Source organism: Streptomyces sp. NBC_01142, assembly GCF_026341125.1.
Classification (GTDB): Bacteria; Actinomycetota; Actinomycetes; order Streptomycetales; family Streptomycetaceae; genus Streptomyces.
Window position 1 is genome coordinate 1,421,561 of the sequence record NZ_JAPEOR010000003.1, and the last position, 17,120, is coordinate 1,438,680.

Annotated in this window: 13 protein-coding genes, 3 pseudogenes and 1 CRISPR repeat array; of the genes and pseudogenes, 2 read left to right on the forward strand and 14 right to left on the reverse strand. The window is 67.4% G+C overall.

Features of this window, described 5'->3' with window-relative positions; translation table 11 throughout:
• Positions 1–4: 4 nt before the first annotated feature.
• From OG883_RS40630 to OG883_RS40645, 4 genes and pseudogenes are all read right to left on the reverse strand, one after another.
• Positions 5–825 (reverse strand): annotated as a pseudogene (locus OG883_RS40630) (IS5 family transposase).
• Between the two features lie 1,283 nt (positions 826–2,108).
• Positions 2,109–2,402, reverse strand: a pseudogene (locus OG883_RS40635) (transposase); the annotation flags it as partial.
• 226 nt (positions 2,403–2,628) lie between these two features.
• Positions 2,629–3,249, reverse strand: a complete 621-nt coding sequence (locus tag OG883_RS40640; RefSeq protein ID WP_266552226.1) for a LysE family transporter — start codon at positions 3,247–3,249, stop codon at positions 2,629–2,631.
• 38 nt (positions 3,250–3,287) lie between these two features.
• Positions 3,288–3,677, reverse strand: a complete 390-nt coding sequence (locus OG883_RS40645; protein ID WP_266552229.1) for a helix-turn-helix domain-containing protein — start codon at positions 3,675–3,677, stop codon at positions 3,288–3,290.
• A 103-nt stretch (positions 3,678–3,780) separates the two neighbouring features.
• Between OG883_RS40645 and OG883_RS40650 the strand changes: the two genes are divergently transcribed.
• Complete coding sequence (locus tag OG883_RS40650) at positions 3,781–4,548, forward strand: transposase (RefSeq protein WP_266534967.1); 768 nt, start codon at positions 3,781–3,783, stop codon at positions 4,546–4,548.
• A gap of 121 nt (positions 4,549–4,669) precedes the next feature.
• The gene (locus OG883_RS40655; RefSeq protein WP_266552232.1) at positions 4,670–6,298 is read left to right on the forward strand and encodes an ISAzo13 family transposase; all 1,629 of its coding nucleotides are present in this window, start codon (positions 4,670–4,672) and stop codon (positions 6,296–6,298) included.
• A 141-nt stretch (positions 6,299–6,439) separates the two neighbouring features.
• Here the strand turns inward: OG883_RS40655 and OG883_RS40660 are convergent, their stop codons facing one another.
• The 10 genes and pseudogenes from OG883_RS40660 to OG883_RS40705 all read right to left on the reverse strand — a co-directional run.
• Positions 6,440–6,682: an AraC family ligand binding domain-containing protein gene (locus OG883_RS40660; protein WP_266552235.1), complete on the reverse strand. Its 243-nt coding sequence runs from the start codon at positions 6,680–6,682 to the stop codon at positions 6,440–6,442.
• Between the two features lie 567 nt (positions 6,683–7,249).
• Positions 7,250–8,008: direct repeats of the CRISPR family, unit length 30 nt; unit sequence GTTGAGACCCCTCACAGGGTCGATGAGGAC.
• Positions 8,009–8,151: 143 nt separating this feature from the next.
• The gene (gene cas2 / locus OG883_RS40665; RefSeq protein WP_266552238.1) at positions 8,152–8,415 is read right to left on the reverse strand and encodes a CRISPR-associated endonuclease Cas2; all 264 of its coding nucleotides are present in this window, start codon (positions 8,413–8,415) and stop codon (positions 8,152–8,154) included.
• A 7-nt stretch (positions 8,416–8,422) separates the two neighbouring features.
• On the reverse strand, positions 8,423–9,403 hold the full coding sequence (gene cas1b / locus OG883_RS40670) for a type I-B CRISPR-associated endonuclease Cas1b (RefSeq protein WP_266552241.1): 981 nt from the start codon (positions 9,401–9,403) through the stop codon (positions 8,423–8,425).
• 1 nt (position 9,404) lies between these two features.
• On the reverse strand, positions 9,405–9,902 hold the full coding sequence (locus tag OG883_RS40675) for a CRISPR-associated protein Cas4 (protein ID WP_266552244.1): 498 nt from the start codon (positions 9,900–9,902) through the stop codon (positions 9,405–9,407).
• Positions 9,899–12,331 carry a CRISPR-associated helicase Cas3' gene (gene cas3 / locus OG883_RS40680; RefSeq protein ID WP_266552247.1) on the reverse strand — a complete coding sequence of 811 codons (2,433 nt, stop codon included), beginning with the start codon at positions 12,329–12,331 and terminating at the stop codon, positions 9,899–9,901. The genes OG883_RS40675 and cas3 overlap by 4 nt, the downstream gene beginning before the upstream one ends.
• Positions 12,332–12,381: 50 nt before the next feature.
• Positions 12,382–13,044 carry a CRISPR-associated protein Cas5 gene (gene cas5 / locus OG883_RS40685; RefSeq protein ID WP_266552250.1) on the reverse strand — a complete coding sequence of 221 codons (663 nt, stop codon included), beginning with the start codon at positions 13,042–13,044 and terminating at the stop codon, positions 12,382–12,384.
• Positions 13,041–14,069: a type I-B CRISPR-associated protein Cas7/Cst2/DevR gene (gene cas7i / locus OG883_RS40690; protein ID WP_266552253.1), complete on the reverse strand. Its 1,029-nt coding sequence runs from the start codon at positions 14,067–14,069 to the stop codon at positions 13,041–13,043. The genes cas5 and cas7i overlap by 4 nt, the downstream gene beginning before the upstream one ends.
• Entirely contained in the window at positions 14,066–15,499 is a 1,434-nt protein-coding gene (locus tag OG883_RS40695) for a hypothetical protein (protein ID WP_266552256.1), read from the reverse strand. The genes cas7i and OG883_RS40695 overlap by 4 nt, the downstream gene beginning before the upstream one ends.
• Positions 15,496–16,197, reverse strand: a complete 702-nt coding sequence (locus tag OG883_RS40700) for a CRISPR-associated endoribonuclease Cas6 (RefSeq protein WP_266552259.1) — start codon at positions 16,195–16,197, stop codon at positions 15,496–15,498. Before OG883_RS40700 ends, OG883_RS40695 begins: the two co-directional genes overlap by 4 nt.
• A gap of 210 nt (positions 16,198–16,407) precedes the next feature.
• Positions 16,408–17,038 (reverse strand): annotated as a pseudogene (locus OG883_RS40705) (helix-turn-helix domain-containing protein); the annotation flags it as partial.
• Between the last annotated feature and the right edge of the window lie 82 nt (positions 17,039–17,120).

Here is a 17,120-nt window from a genome sequence, read left to right on the forward strand (position 1 = left end):
GGAGCTAACACAATGCTTGGACGCGTCGGTAGGTGATCACGCAGCAGGCCAGTTTGAGGAATGCTTCGTGGATGTCGTCGCGGATGTCCCAGCGGATCCGGAGGCGGCGGAAGCCATGGATCCAGGCGTTCGTGCGCTCTACCACCCAGCGGATGGTGCCGAGCCCGGAACCGTGCGGCACTCCGCGTCGGGCGACGACCGGCTTGATCCCGCGCTTCCACAGCAGGCGGCGGTACTTGTCGAAGTCGTAGCCACGGTCGGCGAACAGCTGCCGCGGCCGGTGACGGGGCCTACCGGTCCGGCCCTTGATATGCGGTATCGCGTCGAGCAGGGGCATGAGCTGGGTGACATCGTGCCGGTTGCCACCGGTCAGCGTGATGGCCAGCGGAGTACCGCGCGAGTCGGTGATCACATGGTGCTTCGAGCCCGGTCAGGCGCGGTCAACCGGGCTCGGCCCGGTTTGGGGCCGCCCCGACGTGCCTGCCGGTGCGAACCGTCGATCACCGCCCTCGACCAGTCCAGCTTCCCGGCCTGGTGCAGCTCGGTCAGCAGTACCTGATGCAGCCGGTCCCACACATCGGCCTCGTGCCAGTCCCGCAACCGGCGCCAGCACGTCATCCCGGAACCGAAGCCGAGTTCCTGCGGCAGCCACTCCCACTGGATACCGGTATGCAACACGAACAAGATGCCCTGCAGGCACCTACGGTCATCCAGCGGCAGCCGGCCCGGATTCCGGACCCGCCGGGCTCTCACGGGCAGCAACGGCTCAACCCGCCCCCACAAGTCGTCCGACACCAACCACGGCGGGCCCTTTCCCTTCCCCATGACACGTCCAACGAGCCACCGCACCAACGGGCATGCCCAACCAGGCGGCTTTCTGTTAGCTCCTCTAAGCCGGAGGCGGAAGCCGAGCCAGCACCGGGGGCGCCCCCGGCGCAGTCAGCGAACGGCTCCGACACTCCGGCCGGGGGCCAGGACTGAACAGCCGCCCACCCCGCCCTGTACCCGTGCGCCCACGCCCCTTCTCATTCCAGAGCCGGGCCGCGCGAGGCGGGGGATCTGTTCATTTCCAGCTCTAGCCTGCGTCAGCACCCCGACCGCGACCCGGTCCGACAGACCTCACCAGATGACTTCAACTGAACCGCTCTCGGCACATAGACACCATCGACCAGATTGCACCCAAGTTATCGGTATTGAGAGCAATCGTTCAACGCGCAAAGCCCCACCTAACCGTGACACGGCCAGGGCCCGCGCGGGATCCATTTGCTGCACCTCAACAGCCAAGGCGTGGCGATCCCAGCGCCGATCGTTCACCGGCGAGGGGAGTCGGCAGCTTCGAGCGCGATCGGTAAAGAGTCGGTAAATGGATCTCCCGGCCGGCTGACACACTCGACCCTCGGGCCGAGGTGACTTGTATGCCGGACTGGCCCGTCTCAGCCGACCATCAGCAACTGGATGAGACAGTCGAACTGTTCCTAACTGCTGCGCTGTCGGCAAAGGCAGGTGCTCGCCGCTCGCCGCCCTGACGAAGGAAGCCGCCCCCGCCTTGAGTTGTCGCGTGGGCGGAATCGGTTAAATCGCGCATTCCGACTGAAAGGTGACCCGTAGAAAGGTGGCGTAGGCAGCCGATCTCGAAGTTGCCGGTGTGGGGCCGATCCCGGAGCACCTGGCGGGCTGCCAGAACGTCGCACAGCCGATCTCGCCCACTCCGAAACGGTGTTGAGTGCTCCGGTCGGGTGACGCAGCTCTCGTGAGGTCGGGTAGCTGGGGACCAGCAATGGTTCCCCAGCTACCGGACCGAGCTGGAGCGCCGCGAGCGCGCGTTCGCCAACGCAGACGCAGTGGATGCGCGGTCAGGCACTGCACGCCGTTCGTGACTCCGCGAGGACGGCCGGACCTGGCCGGACTACTGCGAAGAGATCGGACTGAGCGAGTCTGAGAAGCTGTTGTCTTTCCGGACTTGAGGTCTGCGTTTCAGCTGGTCGGGCGTCTGCCTTGACCGATTGCGAGTCGATCACGCCGACCGTCGGCTCCGTATCCCGCCCCTCTCTCTCGCGGATCCTCGCGCGCAACCGGTCGTGGAACTCCTTGACCAGGGCGTGGTCGCGCCAGCGGCGAAAGAACGCGTAGACCCGGTCCCACAGCGGGAAGTCGGCAGGCATCGCCCGCCACTTGATGCCGTTGTCCACCAGGTAGCGGATCGCATCGAGTATCGCCCGGTGGCAGTACGCCTCCGGCTGTCCTCCCCGGCCGCGCATCCAGCCCGGCACCGGCAGCAACGGCCGGATGGCCGCCCACTCCGCATCTGTCACGTCCGATGGATACCTTCGCACCCGATCCGGCTGATCGGCCGCGTTCCCGAACCTGTGCGCGAGGCAATCACACGACTGGGCATGCGACATCAGGGCCTCCTTGGTGTGGTAGCCCCGAGTTGCTCAGGAGGCCCTGACCTCATGCGGCGGCCACTCCAAGATCATCCGATCAGGAACCCTGTTCGATCCGCAGCCCCGACGCTCGGCACGACAACGGCTTCTCAACCAAGCCCGTTGATCGGCGGCTTCTCAAACCCGGTCAGTCCGGAACGGTTCGTAGCCGCACGGTCCGGCGAATCTCCCAGCGCACCGCTCGTCACATGAGCCGGTACAGCTGAAGAATCGCGAAGACCAGGAGCGAGACACCGCAGCAGGCTTCGAGCGCACGTACGGCCAGTGGCGGCATCGCCCTGCGCAGCACCACGATGAGCCCCGCCGAGATCATGCACCACAGCATTGAGGAGGCCATGAACCCGGCGAAGAAGACGCCCAGCTCCGTCGTGCCGCCCGAGCCCAGGACGGCGCCCACCCCGCCGGCCGCGCCCGACCAGTAGACGACGTTCCACGGGTTCGCCAGCGACATGCCCGCTCCCACAGCCATGGCCTTGCAGTCCTGTTTGTCGTGCGGCTCCGCCGTCGGATCGGGCACCTTCCCCGCGAGTGCGTCGCGTAGGCCCGCCGCCCCCAACCAGGCCAACAGCAAGCACCCGGTCACCGTGAGTGGCACGCGCAAGGCCGGCACCGCGAACAGCGCCCCCACGCCTGCCAGGCCGAGCACCGCCCACACGGCATCGCCCACAAGCGAGCCGACCTGTACCGCGAAGGCCGGGCGGAACCCGCCCCGTATCCCGCGTCGCAGGGACTCGCTGAACACCGCGCCTGGTGCCGCGTTGAACACCAGCCCCAACCACATAGCCACCATGAAGATCTCGAACATGGCAGCCACTGTGCGTGGGGTCGGGCAGTCTGGTCTTGTCAGATGTTGATCAGGGACAGCCGACGGTACCGGCCCGGCGTGATGGCGTAGGCCGCGGCGAAGTGGCGGTGGAAATGCGCCTGGTCGGCGAAGCCGAGCCCGTGCGCGACGTCGGCGACGAGCTCGCCCCTACGCAGCCGACGCCGCGCCTCGGCCAGCCGGGCCGACAGGTGCCAGGCGTAGGGCGGGGCGCCGGTGGCGCGGCTGAACGTCCGGATCAGATGCTCCCGGGACATGCCTGCCTCGTCGGCCAGCTCGGCCAGCCGGGGCGCGACGGACAGGTCGGTGCGGAGCCGGTCAAGCACCGCGGCGATCCGGGCGTCAGCGGGCTCTGGAGCACGCGCGCGCCGTCCTGCGGCCAAGTCGAGCAGCCGCGACAGCACGAGCACCAGTCGCTCCTGAACCAGAGCAGCGGATTCGGCGGGCGAAGGGTGTCCGTCCGGTGCTAAGACTTGTCCCGTAACTGCTGGTCACGGGTGAGATGATCTTCGGGTGTCTGGTGTGATCACGGCGTCGGAGCCGTCCTGGATAGCCCCGTTCACCGGGCTGAGCCCGCGTTCCTTCGGCAGGTTGGTGACCGCACTGCGCCGCGAAGGTGCAGATCCGGTCCGTAAGGGCCGCCCGTGGGGACTTCCGCTGGAGGACCGGGTTCTGCTCGTCGCGGCCTACTGGCGCACGAACCTGACAATGCGCCAACTCGCTCCGCTCTTCGGTGTATCGAAGTCCGCGGCGGACCGCATCATCGACCACCTCGGCCCGTCGCTGGCGCTCCAGCCCCGCAAACGGTTCCGCAAGGACACCGTGCTCATCGTGGACGGCACCCTGGTGCCCACCCGCGACCACAGCATCGCCGAGCAGTCCAAGAACTACCGGTACTCCACGAACCACCAGGTCGTCATCGACGCCGATACCCGCCTGGTCGTCGTGGTCGGCCGGCCCTTGCCCGGCAACCGCAACGACTGCAGGGCGTGGGAGGAGTCCGGCGCGAAGGCCGCCGTCGGCAAGGCCATGACGATCGCCGACGGCGGCTATCCGGGCACCGGACTCGTCATGCCACACCGTCGGCGCAAAGGTGAAGAACTGCCTGACTGGAAGCAGGCCCACAACAAGTCCCACAAACAGGTTCGCGCCCGCGTGGAGCACGTTTTTGCCCGCATGAAGACCTGGAAGATCCTCCGCGACTGCCGCCTCAAGGGCGATGGCGTCCACCACGCCATGCTCGGAATCGCCCGCCTCCACAACCTCAACCTCGCCGGATAGGCGGGCGGCCGGACCGGCCACCAGCCACGCCCGCACCCACCCAAGATCATTTACGGGACAAGCCTTAGGGCTTGCAGGGAATCAAGGTGTTGCTTCCCGCCCTGAGGCTCGTTGGTGTGGTATGCGCATCCCGGATGAGACTCGTGACCAACTCGCCGTGAAGTTCGCGGTGTTGCTCCCGCAGCTGGACGAGCGGCAGCGGCGGTTGTTGATGGCTGCGGAGGCCCGGGGCCTGGGGCACGGCGGTGTCCGGGCGGTGGCACAGGCCGCTGCGGTCAGCGAGACGACGGTCCGCAAGGGCGTGTTCGAACTTGAGGCGGGTGAGGGGCCTCTGGGTCGGGTGCGGCGTCCCGGCGGGGGCCGCAAGCGGGTCGCGGATCTGAATCCAGGGCTGCGGCCGGCACTGTTGGCGCTGGTTGAGCCGGATGTGCGGGGTGACCCGATGTCGCCGCTGCGGTGGACGGTGAAGTCCACCCGCACGCTTGCGCGGGAGCTGACCCGAGCCGGGCACCGCGTCAGTGCCGACACCGTCGCCAACCTGCTGCGGGAGGAGGGGCTCAGCCTGCAGGCCAATGCCAAGACAATCGAGGGCAGCCAGCACCCGGACCGGGATGCCCAGTTCCGCTATCTCAACGAGCAGGCCCGCGAGCACCGGGACGCCGGCCAGCCGGTCATCAGCGTGGATACCAAGAAGAAAGAGCTCGTCGGCGAGTTCAAGAACAACGGCCGCCAGTGGCGGCCGTCGGGTGAGCCGGTGCCGGTGAACGTGCATGACTTCGCCGACCCGCAGCTGGGCAAGGCCGTCCCCTACGGGATCTACGATCTGGCGGCGGACACCGGCTGGGTCAACGTCGGCACCGATCACGACACCGCCGCGTTCGCGGTCGAGTCGATCCGCCGCTGGTGGCACGGCCAGGGCCGGGCTGCCTACCCGCAGGCGGCACGACTGCTGATCACCGCTGACGCGGGCGGCTCCAACGGCTACCGCACCCGAGCCTGGAAACTGCAACTGGCCCGGCTCGCTGCCGAAACGGGACTGACCATCACCGTGTGTCATCTGCCGCCGGGCACATCGAAGTGGAACAAGATCGAGCACCGGCTGTTCTCGCACATCACCATGAACTGGCGGGGCCGCCCGCTGACCAGCCACGAAGTCATCGTCCAGTCCATCGCTGCGACCACCACCCGCACCGGGCTGCGCGTGAGTGCCGCACTCGACACCAACACCTATCCCACCGGAGTCCGCATCGGTGACGCCCAGATGGCGGCACTGCCGCTGACCCGGCACGCATTCCATGGCGACTGGAACTATGCCCTGCACCCGCAGCCCTGCCCTGCCGTCCCGGTGGCCCGGGCTCCGCATGCGCCGGCCCCGCAGTGGGAGCAGGCCCTGCTGTCCGATCCCGCCCTGACCGGCATGTCCCGGCAACAACTGGACGCCCTCACCAGGACTTTGACCCCCGACGGCGATGCCCGGCGCGGCCGTCCGCCCCGGCTCGCCTTCCCCGAACAGGTCCTGGCCACCGTGCTCCATCTGCGGGTCGCCCTGGCCGCGGAACCTCTCGCCGTACTATTCGGCAGCAGCCGCACCGCGATGCACCGCACCCTCCTGAAGAACAGGAGACTGCTCGAGGCACACGGCATCGTCATCCCACCCGCGACGACACCACCCGTCGTCCTCGCGGCCCTCCGAGCTCGGGTCCTCGCCCAAACCGGCGAGCCCAGCAACAAGATCAAGACGACGTGTTAATGATCTGCAAGCCCTTAGCTTGCTGAATGCCCTGGCGGCAGCGAGAAACTCGGCGCGTAGGTGCGGAGAACGGACGACGGGTAGTTCGAAGTCGACTGTGGCATCGCCGGTCAGCGATTCCACCACCGTTGGCGGGACGTATCAGCTCACGGCCGCGAAGGACATCTCGGGCGGGACCTGGGTGGTGCACGATTGGACCTGGCCGGGGTTGTAGATGGTGAACTCGTCCAGGCTCACGTCGAATGAGGTGCGATCTAGCCGGACCCGCTCCAAGCCGCAGAGGTTGACGCTGATCACGTACTCGTCGTGGCTGTGCCGCGGGAACCCGCCCGACAGGGGACGCACTACCGCCAGCTGACCTCCGTCCCACTCCATGACCTGCATCCATAGAGGCTACGGCAGACCGCGGGCCTGGCCGGATGGGGTAGGAACACTAGGAACTCTGGTCGTTCAGGCAAGCCCACTGATCGATACAACAACGGCTTCTAAGAAATGGCAAGAAAGAACTACTTGTCTAGCTGTCCGCTGTCCGTGATAAATCGTCGTTGCCGCCACGCGACGCCCTGACGTGGGCAGAGACAAAGTCGCGTGAGACGGTCGTGCCTTGAAGCCTCGCTTGATGTTGTCGGCCAGGAAACCCAGAGGTGCGGACGTGTCTCCTCCCCCGGCCAAAGCCGGGGGAGGAGACCGGCTGCCCAGGTCGACATCATCGAGCGCACCTCAGAGGCTCAAGATCAAGAAGTTGCAGCCTTTGGGCTTACCTGGGTCAACCCCTCGAGGAGTGGCGAACGATGGCCACACTCCGCCGCGAGGAAGGCCCGCGGGGGCACGACGGCCGCGGACGTGGAGCCAGATCAACTCCGTACCCCGCTGGTCCCCGAAGAAGTGCTTGCACTGGGGCCCGAAGAGGTACTTACAAACAGCCGTTGGCGGGAACGGGGACTTCTACGGGTTGAGACCCCTCACAGGGTCGATGAGGACAAGCGTGCCGCCATCAGCATGGCCATCGGTGTCGTGTTGAGACCCTCACAGGGTCGATGAGGACGCGGCGGACCTGGTTGCCGGTGACGGTGCAGCGCGGGTTGAGACCCCTCACAGGGTCGATGAGGACCTCACTGAGCACCAGGAGTGCGACACCTGGTTCGAGTTGAGACCCCTCACAGGGTCGATGAGGACAACGATCGGCGGCGTCAATGTCGAGAGCAGGGGCGGGTTGAGACCCCTCACAGGGTCGATGAGGACCATACGCGTCCCCGGCCCCGAACGGCGCCGCTTCACGTTGAGACCCCTCACAGGGTCGATGAGGACCTGCCTTCGTGAGGTAGCTGTCGAAGGGCAGCACGTGTTGAGACCCCTCACAGGGTCGATGAGGACGGTGCTGCAGCGCCTCGCCGCCCAGGGCATCACCGCGTTGAGACCCCTCACAGGGTCGATGAGGACTCGAGGGGGAGCTCGTCATCTGGACTCAGTCCGACGAGTTGAGACCCCTCACAGGGTCGATGAGGACCCGAGGAGCCCGTCATTTGCGACGTGGTCACCGACGGGTTGAGACCCCTCACAGGGTCGATGAGGACGCGACGTTGATGGCGGTCTGGGTGTCCTGGTCGACGTGTTGAGACCCCTCACAGGGTCGATGAGGACCGGCGTAGGGCGCCGAGTCCTGGCCTACGGCTACGCCTGGTTGAGACCCCTCACAGGGTCGATGAGGACCCCAGGGTAAAGGTGCAGGTCATGGACGGTCCAGCAAGGCATCCGGTGGGTACTTCTGCAGCAGACCTCCGGTTGTGCAGCTCAGCTCGGTGTGGCGCTGAAAAGTAGAGCTCCTTGTTGATCGACAACGGTTTAGCTCCCGTTCACAGGATGTCGCTTGGAGCGGGCTCGACCGCGCCCCATTCGAGGCGCTGGGGCACCGTACCGGGCGGGAAGGTATAGACGAGGACATTGTCGTAGGTCAGGTCGAGGGCGGTCTCGACGTCGGCCTGGAAGCGGCGGAGTTGGGCCTCGGTGAGGTGGCCTTCGAAGACACTGCGCTGCGCGTGGTGGAGGTACTGGCGGCAGGTCCGCAGGATTCTGGAATTGCGTTCGGCGAGGGTGTCGTACACGACGACCACGTACACGGCGTCGTCACCACCAGATCCGGAACGGCTTGTACGGGGCGCCCTCCAGACAGTGGCGGGTCAGGGCTAGCGCGTCGAGGTAGAGCAGTTCGTCGTACGCGACGCTCCGACCGAGGCTCCGGTGCGCGACGGTAACAGCGAATTCGTCGCGCACGGTCTGGACCACCAGCTTGCGGCCTGCTTCGGCGAGCATCGCCTGGTTGCTCTCGCGGTCGAAGTGGTGTTCCTTGAGCTGGTTGCGGCCGGCCATGCGTAGCATGAGCCGTTCAGCGAAGAGCGGTTTAAACATCTCGGACAGGTCCAGCACCAGGGAGTGCCGCTGCCGTTCCATGCTGCTGTGGAGGAAGGCGATTCCGCTGTGCAGCGGGGTGAGGCGTACGGCGGTGAGCAGTCTCGCGTACGTGATGCCGTTGACGTAGCTGATGAACGCGTTGCCGGCGTTCTTCGGCGGTCGGCGGCTGCGGCCGCCGAGCTGCAGCCAGTCGGGGAGCTTGGTGTCCACGACTTCCCAGGCGGAGCGGCGGAAGGTGCCCTCCGCTCCCATGAGCTGCTCCGGGCTCCGGGCTCCGCCGATGGACTCCTGCAGCACTTTGTACGGACGGGCCAGGAGCTTGCGGTCGACGACCCGGCGGACGTTGAACGCGCAGGAGTCCACGATGCTGCGGGCGATCTCCATGCTGGCCTTGGGGTCCTCGGCGGTTCTGGCCTGGGCGAGGACGGTCTCTCCGGAGGTGCTGGTCTCCGACGTGAGAAGTGAACCGGCGTAGTCGCCGTAGTAGCTGAGCAGGTGGACGTTGATGCGGTGCCGGTTGAGCAGTGAGACCACCGAGGTGTTGATGTCGACCTCGGCGCAGGCGACGATGTCGCGGACGTCGGTGATGGGGATGTGGACGTTGTCGGCGTTCTCGCGCTCGATAATTAGCGACTGATCTTTTCGGCGGATCCGGCAGGGGCTGGTAAGCCAGTACGTACGGGCAGCGGTGGGCATCTCATTCCGTCCAGCAGTAGTCGGTGAAGCTGCAGCCCCGGCAGGCAGAGCGGGCGAGCCGGTCTGGGGAGGCCGGTGATGTAGCCACGGCCAGGACTTCGGCGATGTCCGCTTCTGCCTGGGCCTCGGCTTGGGGGGTGTACGGGAAGCGCTGGGTGCGCCGGGTCTTCGGGTAGTGCAGGACGGCGCCCTGGGCTTCGATGCCTACGCGGCGGAGCCGGTGGCAGTAGTGACGGCCCTGGGCCTGGTCGGCCGGGCTGGGCCGGGAGGAGGACTTGATCTCGTGGACCCAGTGCGCACCGTCGATGAAGTCGAGCCGGGCAGCTTCAAGATCGACGGGAGTGTTTCGGGTGTATGAGGCGTCGTGGACGGCCTCGCCGAGCTGGACGGTGGCGCTTAGGTGCTCGGGGCGGATTCCCCGTACGTACAGCCACAGTTGGCGTCGGCAGTGGTAGAGGTACTTGATGTGGACGCCGCCGACGTCTTCTGCGTCGATCACAGGACCTCCCCAGCCCGGTAGGTCTGCTGGGGCAGTCCGCGTACGGCGAGCAGGCCGTGGTCGGGGTCGTAGTCGCCTTCGATGATGCGGATCTTGAGGCTTCTCTCGTAGCGGGTGAGCGACCCGGCCCAGTGGGGCATGGGGATGAGGTACTCGTCGGCGAGGAGGCGGCCGGCGGACTGGTGGTCGTGTCCGGCTTCGGCGAGGGCATCGGCGTAGTCGTCGCGGTCTTCGGCGAGGATGGCCTCGGTGCCGTCGAAGAGTTCGTCGAAGGTCTCGGACAGTGCGGTGCGGTCCTCGAAGGGGTAGCGGAACTGCAGGAAGGCGCGGTCGAAGCTGTCGCGGCGTTCCAGCACCTCGTTGCGCCACTGGGCACCCCAGTCCGTGGCGTACACCTCGTCCAGCCAGCCGGTAGCGTCCGACTCGTCGATGGCCCGGCCCTTGTGGCGGGTGAGGATGTGCCAGGTGCTCTCGACCGGTTCGCGTGGGTAGATGCCGTCGGCGTACTCGCCGGTTTGACGGCGCCGGGTGGTCCAGGCGGGGTGGTGGACGATCGCGTCTGCGGGCGGGCGGGCTCCGATGCGGTTGATCCGGCCGAAGCGCTGTAGCAGAGCCTCCAGCGGGGCCGCGCTGGTGAACAGGACGTCGAAGTCGACGTCGAGGCTGACCTCTACGACCTGGGTGGCGACCAGCAGGCCGGGGAGGCGGGTGTACTGGGCATCCGGGGCTACGGTCCCGAACCGGCGGGCAATCTTCTTCTCGATACGGGAGCGGTCCATTCTGCGGAACCGCGAGTGCAGCAGGAGCGCGGCGTTGTCGCCGTGGCGTGCCCGGACGGCGGGGGCGAGCTCCTCGTACAACTCCAGGGCATGGGCGACGTTGTTGGCGATGACCAGGACGGACTCGTCCTGCGCCAATCGCAGGCGGATCTCTTCCAGCGCGGAGGGGTCGGTGAGGTGGTGGCTGCGGGTGCGCAGGAGATGACGGGTAGGCAGGCCGAGGTCGGGGGCGTCCAGCAGGGCAGTCCGTTCGGTGAGGGTCTCCTCGAACAGGCTGGCCAGGACACCCGGCAGGGTCGCGGACAGGACGGCGATCCGCCCGCCGAGGCGCTCCCACAGCCGGGCGCTGGCCAGGATGTAGCCGAGTCGGCGGGCATCGTAGGCGTGCAGCTCGTCCAGGATGAAGACGGAGTTCGCTGCGTCGACCAGGATGCCGGAGTGCGCTGGACCGGCCAGGGCGGCCCGCAGCAGCTGGTAGGGGGTGCCGACGCGGACGCTTTCGTGGAACAGCTTGGTGGCCGCGGCGCGCGACAGAGCCTTGGTGGCGGCGTCGACGCGGCACGGGGAGCCGTCCTCGTGTTCCTCGTCCCCGTCTTCCGCGGAGATCGCTGCGGCGAGGTGGTACGAGGCGGCGCGGGAGTGGGCGACACCGACCGCCGTGGGGTCGCCGAGTGTCTCGCCCAGCCGTTTGGCCATGGCGTTGATGGAGGACAGGTAGGGGAGAGTGAAGAAGACGCGCGGCACCCCGCCGTCGGCCGCCGCCAGAGCGGCGACTTGGCGAGCGGCCCAGAGCAGGGCGGCTTCGGTCTTTCCGCTGCCGGTCGGCCCGCGCAGCAGAAGGTGTTCGGTGATGTCCGCGGCCTGGAGTTGGTGCTTGCGCAGTGTCCTGCCGCGGTCGGCGAACTGCTTCTCCAGCAGGAGGCGGAAGGTGGCGTCCAGCGGCTGGACAGTGGACAGGGCCTGGTGGGCCGAGGATAGGTGGTCGGCCAGGGTGACGGCGCCCTGCAGGAGCACGGCGGCCAGGCCCTCCATGCGGCCCACGCGGTCGGCCCAGCGGTCGAGGACCTCCCCCAGCATTTGGTGGGCGGAGGTCACCAACTGGACGGTGGTGAGGCCGTCATGGTCCTGGGAGGCTGCCACCGGCAGCCCCGCCCGGCTGGCGGTTTCGCGCAGCCATGCCTCCAGGGCCGCGACGGCACGCGGGTCGACCGTACCGAAGCGGTCGGCGAGTTCTGTAGCGGTGACGCTTCCGTAGAGGGTCTCCAGGTCGTGTCCGGTCTGGCCGGTGAGCGCGCGGTGGTGGGTGGCGACCGCAGTGGCCACCCACGACAGGAGGTCGGGGTCGTTGATGAGGGAGGGCAGGAAGCCAAGTGAGGCGACTTCGTGGCGCTCGCCCCAGCTGCGGATCCGGCCGGTGAGCATCCTCTGGAAGCCCTCAGGGACCTTGCCTCCGTCGTGGGCGAGGCCGGCGAGCTCCACGGCCGTCCAGAAGCTGCCGTCGAAGATTTCCTCTGCCGCGTTCAGCCGACCCACACGCCGCCGCAGCTGGGCTGCGGCGGCGCGGGTGTACGCGAGGTGGGTGGTGAGGAGTTCGGCTGGGCGCTGCCGTTGGGCGCTCTTGGCCCGCAGCGTGGACAAGATGTCCGTCATAGCGAGGGTGATCCGTCTCTGTGGCACGGGCCGGGGCTGGGACAGGTCTGTCAGAAGCGCAGGCCGGTATCGGGATGGGAGGTGGGCAGCAGGGTTACGGCTTGCCCGTCGGTTGTCGACCAACTGCCGGTGACGGGGTGTTCGGAGCGTCCGGAGGAGTCGAACCGGTAGGCGTCCCATTGGGTACGGTCCCGGCCGAGCGCGATCGCGGTGGGCAGCCGCAGCAACGTGCCCGCCGTACCAGCCCCGTCCGGCACGACCGCGGAACGCTGTGATCCGGGCGTTGTACGGAGCGAGATGCGCTCTATACGGATGCCTACCAGATCCTGGCTGCGGCCCAGCCGAAGCGGCCACACCGGTCGGCGTAGCCTGCGCTGCCAGGCTTCGGGCTCGTCGAGCAGCCACACCGTCAGCACGGCGTCGGTGAGGAACTCGCGGTTGCGCGGGGTGGGAGATGCCTTCTTCCCGGAAGCGTCCAGAGGGTGGTATGTCTCGTAGTCCACTCCCTTGCCACCGGCGCGGAAGGCCATGGCGAAGCGCAGCCCCGGATCCACTCGTGTCCATCCACCGGCCGCGGCGGCGAGCAGGCCGCCGACGGTGGCCGGCGGCGGGCACGGCAGGGTGACCTGCACCCCGGCGTACAGGGGGTTGCGGAAGGAGACGACGGGCGCGGTGAGGGTGACCTCCAGCGCCGTGGTGTCCGTAGCGGTCATGCCGTGGGGTCCTCGAACCACGCGTCGTGGTCACCCTGCTGGATCTGTTCGGCCAACTGGTTCAGCAGCACGCGCGGGTGTTCCAGGAGCAGACGGCCCTCGTCGATCAGGTCCTTGAGTTCTCCTCGGACCTGCTCACGCTGCTCGCCGAGGAAGCCGGGGGCCCAGCCGAGCAGCACCGGGCCGTCCTCCAACTCGTCACTCCAGGCATGGAGCTCCTCGCGCAGTACGTCGGGGAGAAAGACCGGCTTCCCGTCGCGGGCTCCAAGGACGCGGGTGAACGGGTTGACGCCGCCCTTGAGGGGAGCGAGCAGGACCAGTGAAGGCGTGCGGTCCCCGTAGTGCAGCGCCTGCTTGGCGCCGCCGCGTACAGCGGCCAGGGTCTGCAGCAGGGTGGCGATCCGGCGGCGGCGCTCCGCGAGCGGCAACCGGACAGCTGCGGTGCCGCGCAGCGTGGTGGCCTCCGCGCCGGCGGCCTGGGCCTCCTCGGCGACGGTCTGGCTGATGGCCACCCGCAGGCCGTTGCCGTCGGTCTCGAAGACCCCGGCGCGCGGCAGGTCCAGCAGCAGATCCCCGGCGAGGGTGGCGCTGTAGAGCTCGTGGGAGTGGATGACGGGGTGCTCGCCGACCGGGAAGTCCCGGCTCATCGTGCCGAAGTCCATAGTGGGGCGTTGCGGAACCACGGAGACCAGTGTGCCGGTGGCCAACACGGTGTCACGCTGATAGTTCTCTTTCTTCACAGCGACCATGTAGCCGAAGAGGTCGTCGTCCAGGTGCCGGTCGGGGCGGCCGGCGGTGTACGCCTGCTGCTTGGCCCCCTTGCCGATGCGGGTGACCGCCGAGCGAGACTCCTCGAGCGGCAGCGAGTCGCGCACCCACCTGCGAAACGCTTGTGCGGAGACGTACGGGTATTCCTCGCGCCCGACCCTGAGCTTTTTGATCCGGCCGGTGTTGTCCTCGCCCTCCCCGTTGTTGGGAGCGCCTGCGACCACATCCAGCACGATCTTGCCCACCAGGAAACTCACTGCTTGTCCTCCGCTTCGTCCGTGATGAACTTCTGGTCGACGGCGCCGAGTTCCTCGTCGTCCTTGTCGCCGTCCGCGTCCTCCTTGGCCTGCCAGCCGAGCCGGGACAATTCCTCCAGCACCCCGACCAGGAGCAGGTCCCGGTGAAACCAGGCTGGGTTGTCCGCACCGGGGGCGAAGAGGAGGGTGAAGGCCCGCTCGGTCGCTAGCGGTCCCTCGGAGCCCTTAGGCGGTTTGATCGCCCATTGCACCCCATGACTGGTCAGCCAACTCCGCAGTTTGGGCGAGTCCTTGAGATCGGCACGGAACCTCCTGAGCTTGCCGCCGGAGGTCTCCTCGCTGAGCAGGCGCGCGATCCTGCCGGCGGTCAACCTGATCTCGGACAGGTCCTTCTCATTCATCAGCGTCACCTCGGTGGTGAAGGAGTAGAGCAAGGCCGCCAGGTCGGCCACCCGCTCTCGGTCGGGGGCCGTGGTGGTCACCAACCCGCCCAGGTAGCGCACGCCACGGCCCAGGATCCGTGCCGGATCCCGGAAGGCGTTGCGCGCCAGGGCCACCACACCGGCGTCGGTCTTGGTGGCGTGGGCCAGCAGCAGGGCGGTGAATCCGCGTCGTAGCTTTGGGGCACGCGAGGTCATCCGCAGCCACTCGGCCAGGGGCTGTTCCAGAGAATGGGCTTCCAAGGACGGCTTGCCGTTGAAGTTGTTGTAGACAAGGAGGTCAACTCCATCGGTGACCCGCTCGCCATAGCGACGCAGAGAAGTCAGCGCGACGACCTCGCGGACATCGGTCTGACGACGGCTCGGATCGCCGGTCTCCGCAATGCGAAGACTGCGGTCCACTTGACGGGTCACGGCGCGCCTGAGGAAGCGCTCGTCCCAGCTGTGCACGGCTACGGAGGAACCGCCGGTCAGGTGGCTTCCGTACGGGAGCGCGTAGAAGCAGACATGACACGGACGGCACAGCGCCATCCCCTCATGTCCTCGCGGGGTGGTGTTCCGATACGAGACGCTCTCAGCCAGGACCACATCACGATGGCCGAAGAAGTCCACAGCCGGGCGCCCGCACAGTACACAGCTAACCCCAGGCCAGGTGGCCGGATCTGCGAGAGCGTGCCAGGTTCTGATGCGCTCACGGATTGCATCGTCACTTTTACGGCCGTTGCTGTTGTGGTTCATCGGCGAGTTGGGAAACAGGGAGAGACTGCACTTCAACCAGAACCCGTTAATGGCCTTGCTATCCCGCAACAGTGCTGCCTGGATCGCGTGCCCATCTATCTGTTCCACTGCGTCGTTGAAGTCTTCAGGCGCAAGATCCTCGGGGCGATCACAATCGACCAGCGCGGCAAGCGCGTACGCCCCGATCCGCTGCAGCGGATGCGCGGTGAGTACCAGCCGGGACTGCGTGCCCAGATCGGGCGCGGCGTTCACGCGGCTACCCATCCGAAGCCAGCTGCGTTCGCCTGACCGAGTCCCCAGCTCCACAGGGCTTGCAGGGTCTCCGGAGGACCGGCCAGTTCCACCTCCACAGCGGCGCCGGGCTTCAGCCCCTGGCCTACGCTGAACGACCGCTTCGGTCCGATCCAGGTGACGGATTCCAGCTCCACATCCGGGGCAAGCCCCAGGGTCTCGGCCTTACGGCGCAGGTTGCCCTGGAAATATCCGGCCCACTGCGGCTCGGTCGGCAACAGCCAGCCCTGCCGGGTGGTACGAACACCGTCCTCGCCGCGTCCGGAGCCCTTCATCACTACCGGCGTCGTCGTACGCAGAATGGCCCGGCCGAAAGCGAAGTCCGGAGGGGTGAGCGCCGTGATACCGGTCAGCCGGAGCGCGACGCCGCCCCAGTCGAGCACGTCTCGCCCGGCGAAGCCCCGGCCGAGCGCTTCCATCACCTCCGGCATCGGGCTGCCGAACTCCACCACACCGCGTCCGCCAGCCGCGTAACGACCCGACTTGCGCCGCGCCGAGGCGAACACTGGGGCGCTGTGGCCGAACGGCACCATGCCGTGCACCCCGGCACCCTTCTCGTGGAGTTGTCTGCCTAACTCGGGGGCTGTACAGGCCAGTACGTCGTAGACAAGGCCACGCCCCGGAGCCAGAACAGCCGCCCAGGGCAGCTCGGAGGCCATTGTTGTGACAGCTAACCTCAGTCTCACACCGCTCACTCTCCGAAGCCTCAGCATCGATCGGGACGGGACAGCAGATACCGATCTCCCAAACGGTGCAGAGCCTAGAGCGCCCCACTGACAATCACTCCGGAAGCCTGATCAGACGCTTATCTCCAGCGTTCATTCGCTATCTTGGCGACTGTCTTGTACCTGATGGCTGCCGGACGATGCGCGGCGCAGTTCCCCGCTGCCCTGGACGTAGAGGGCCTGATAGATCGTCTCGTGGACCACGTGCATCTCCGGCCGGTCGGGGAACCGTCTGCGAAGAGCCTGACAGATCTGTTCCGGGCTCCACCGCATCGCCAGGTGAGCCTGGATGAAGTCCCACAGCCCGGCGTCCTGGCCGATCTTGCTGGGCTTGGGCCGGGGCCGGCGGGCATCGGCCCGGCGCTGAGCGGCGTTGGGGACGGTAGGCCCATCGGGTGCGGTCGCCGCGCAGGGGTGTGCCATTGCGGCGTACTTCACGGCTGATCGTGGACGGGCTGAGGCCCAGCTCGGCGGCGATCGCTCGGACGGACACCTTCTCCCGCAGCCGGGCGGCTGAGTGGATGCGTTCGTCTTCCCGCAGGTACCTCGTCGGCGAAGGCTCGGGCTCCTGCTCTGCCAGAGCAGGAGCCCGCCACCGCTTCGGGTCGGTCCGGCCGTTTCGCCATTCGCGGCCGGTCCGTTCATGAACGCCGACGCGTCGGCTTGCCTCTCGGTTGGTCAGCCCCATCTGCACGGGCCGGAAGTATTCCTCCCGCTCGGCTCGGAGCTTCACAGGCCCCTGAGCCTTGCGAACCCTACGGATCTCGAAGTCCATCGCACCCCTTGAGATGGGGTGTTGCGACGACCACTAGAACCGATGCTCCAGCCACTCAGGATCGTCGAGCCGGCGCAGCAAC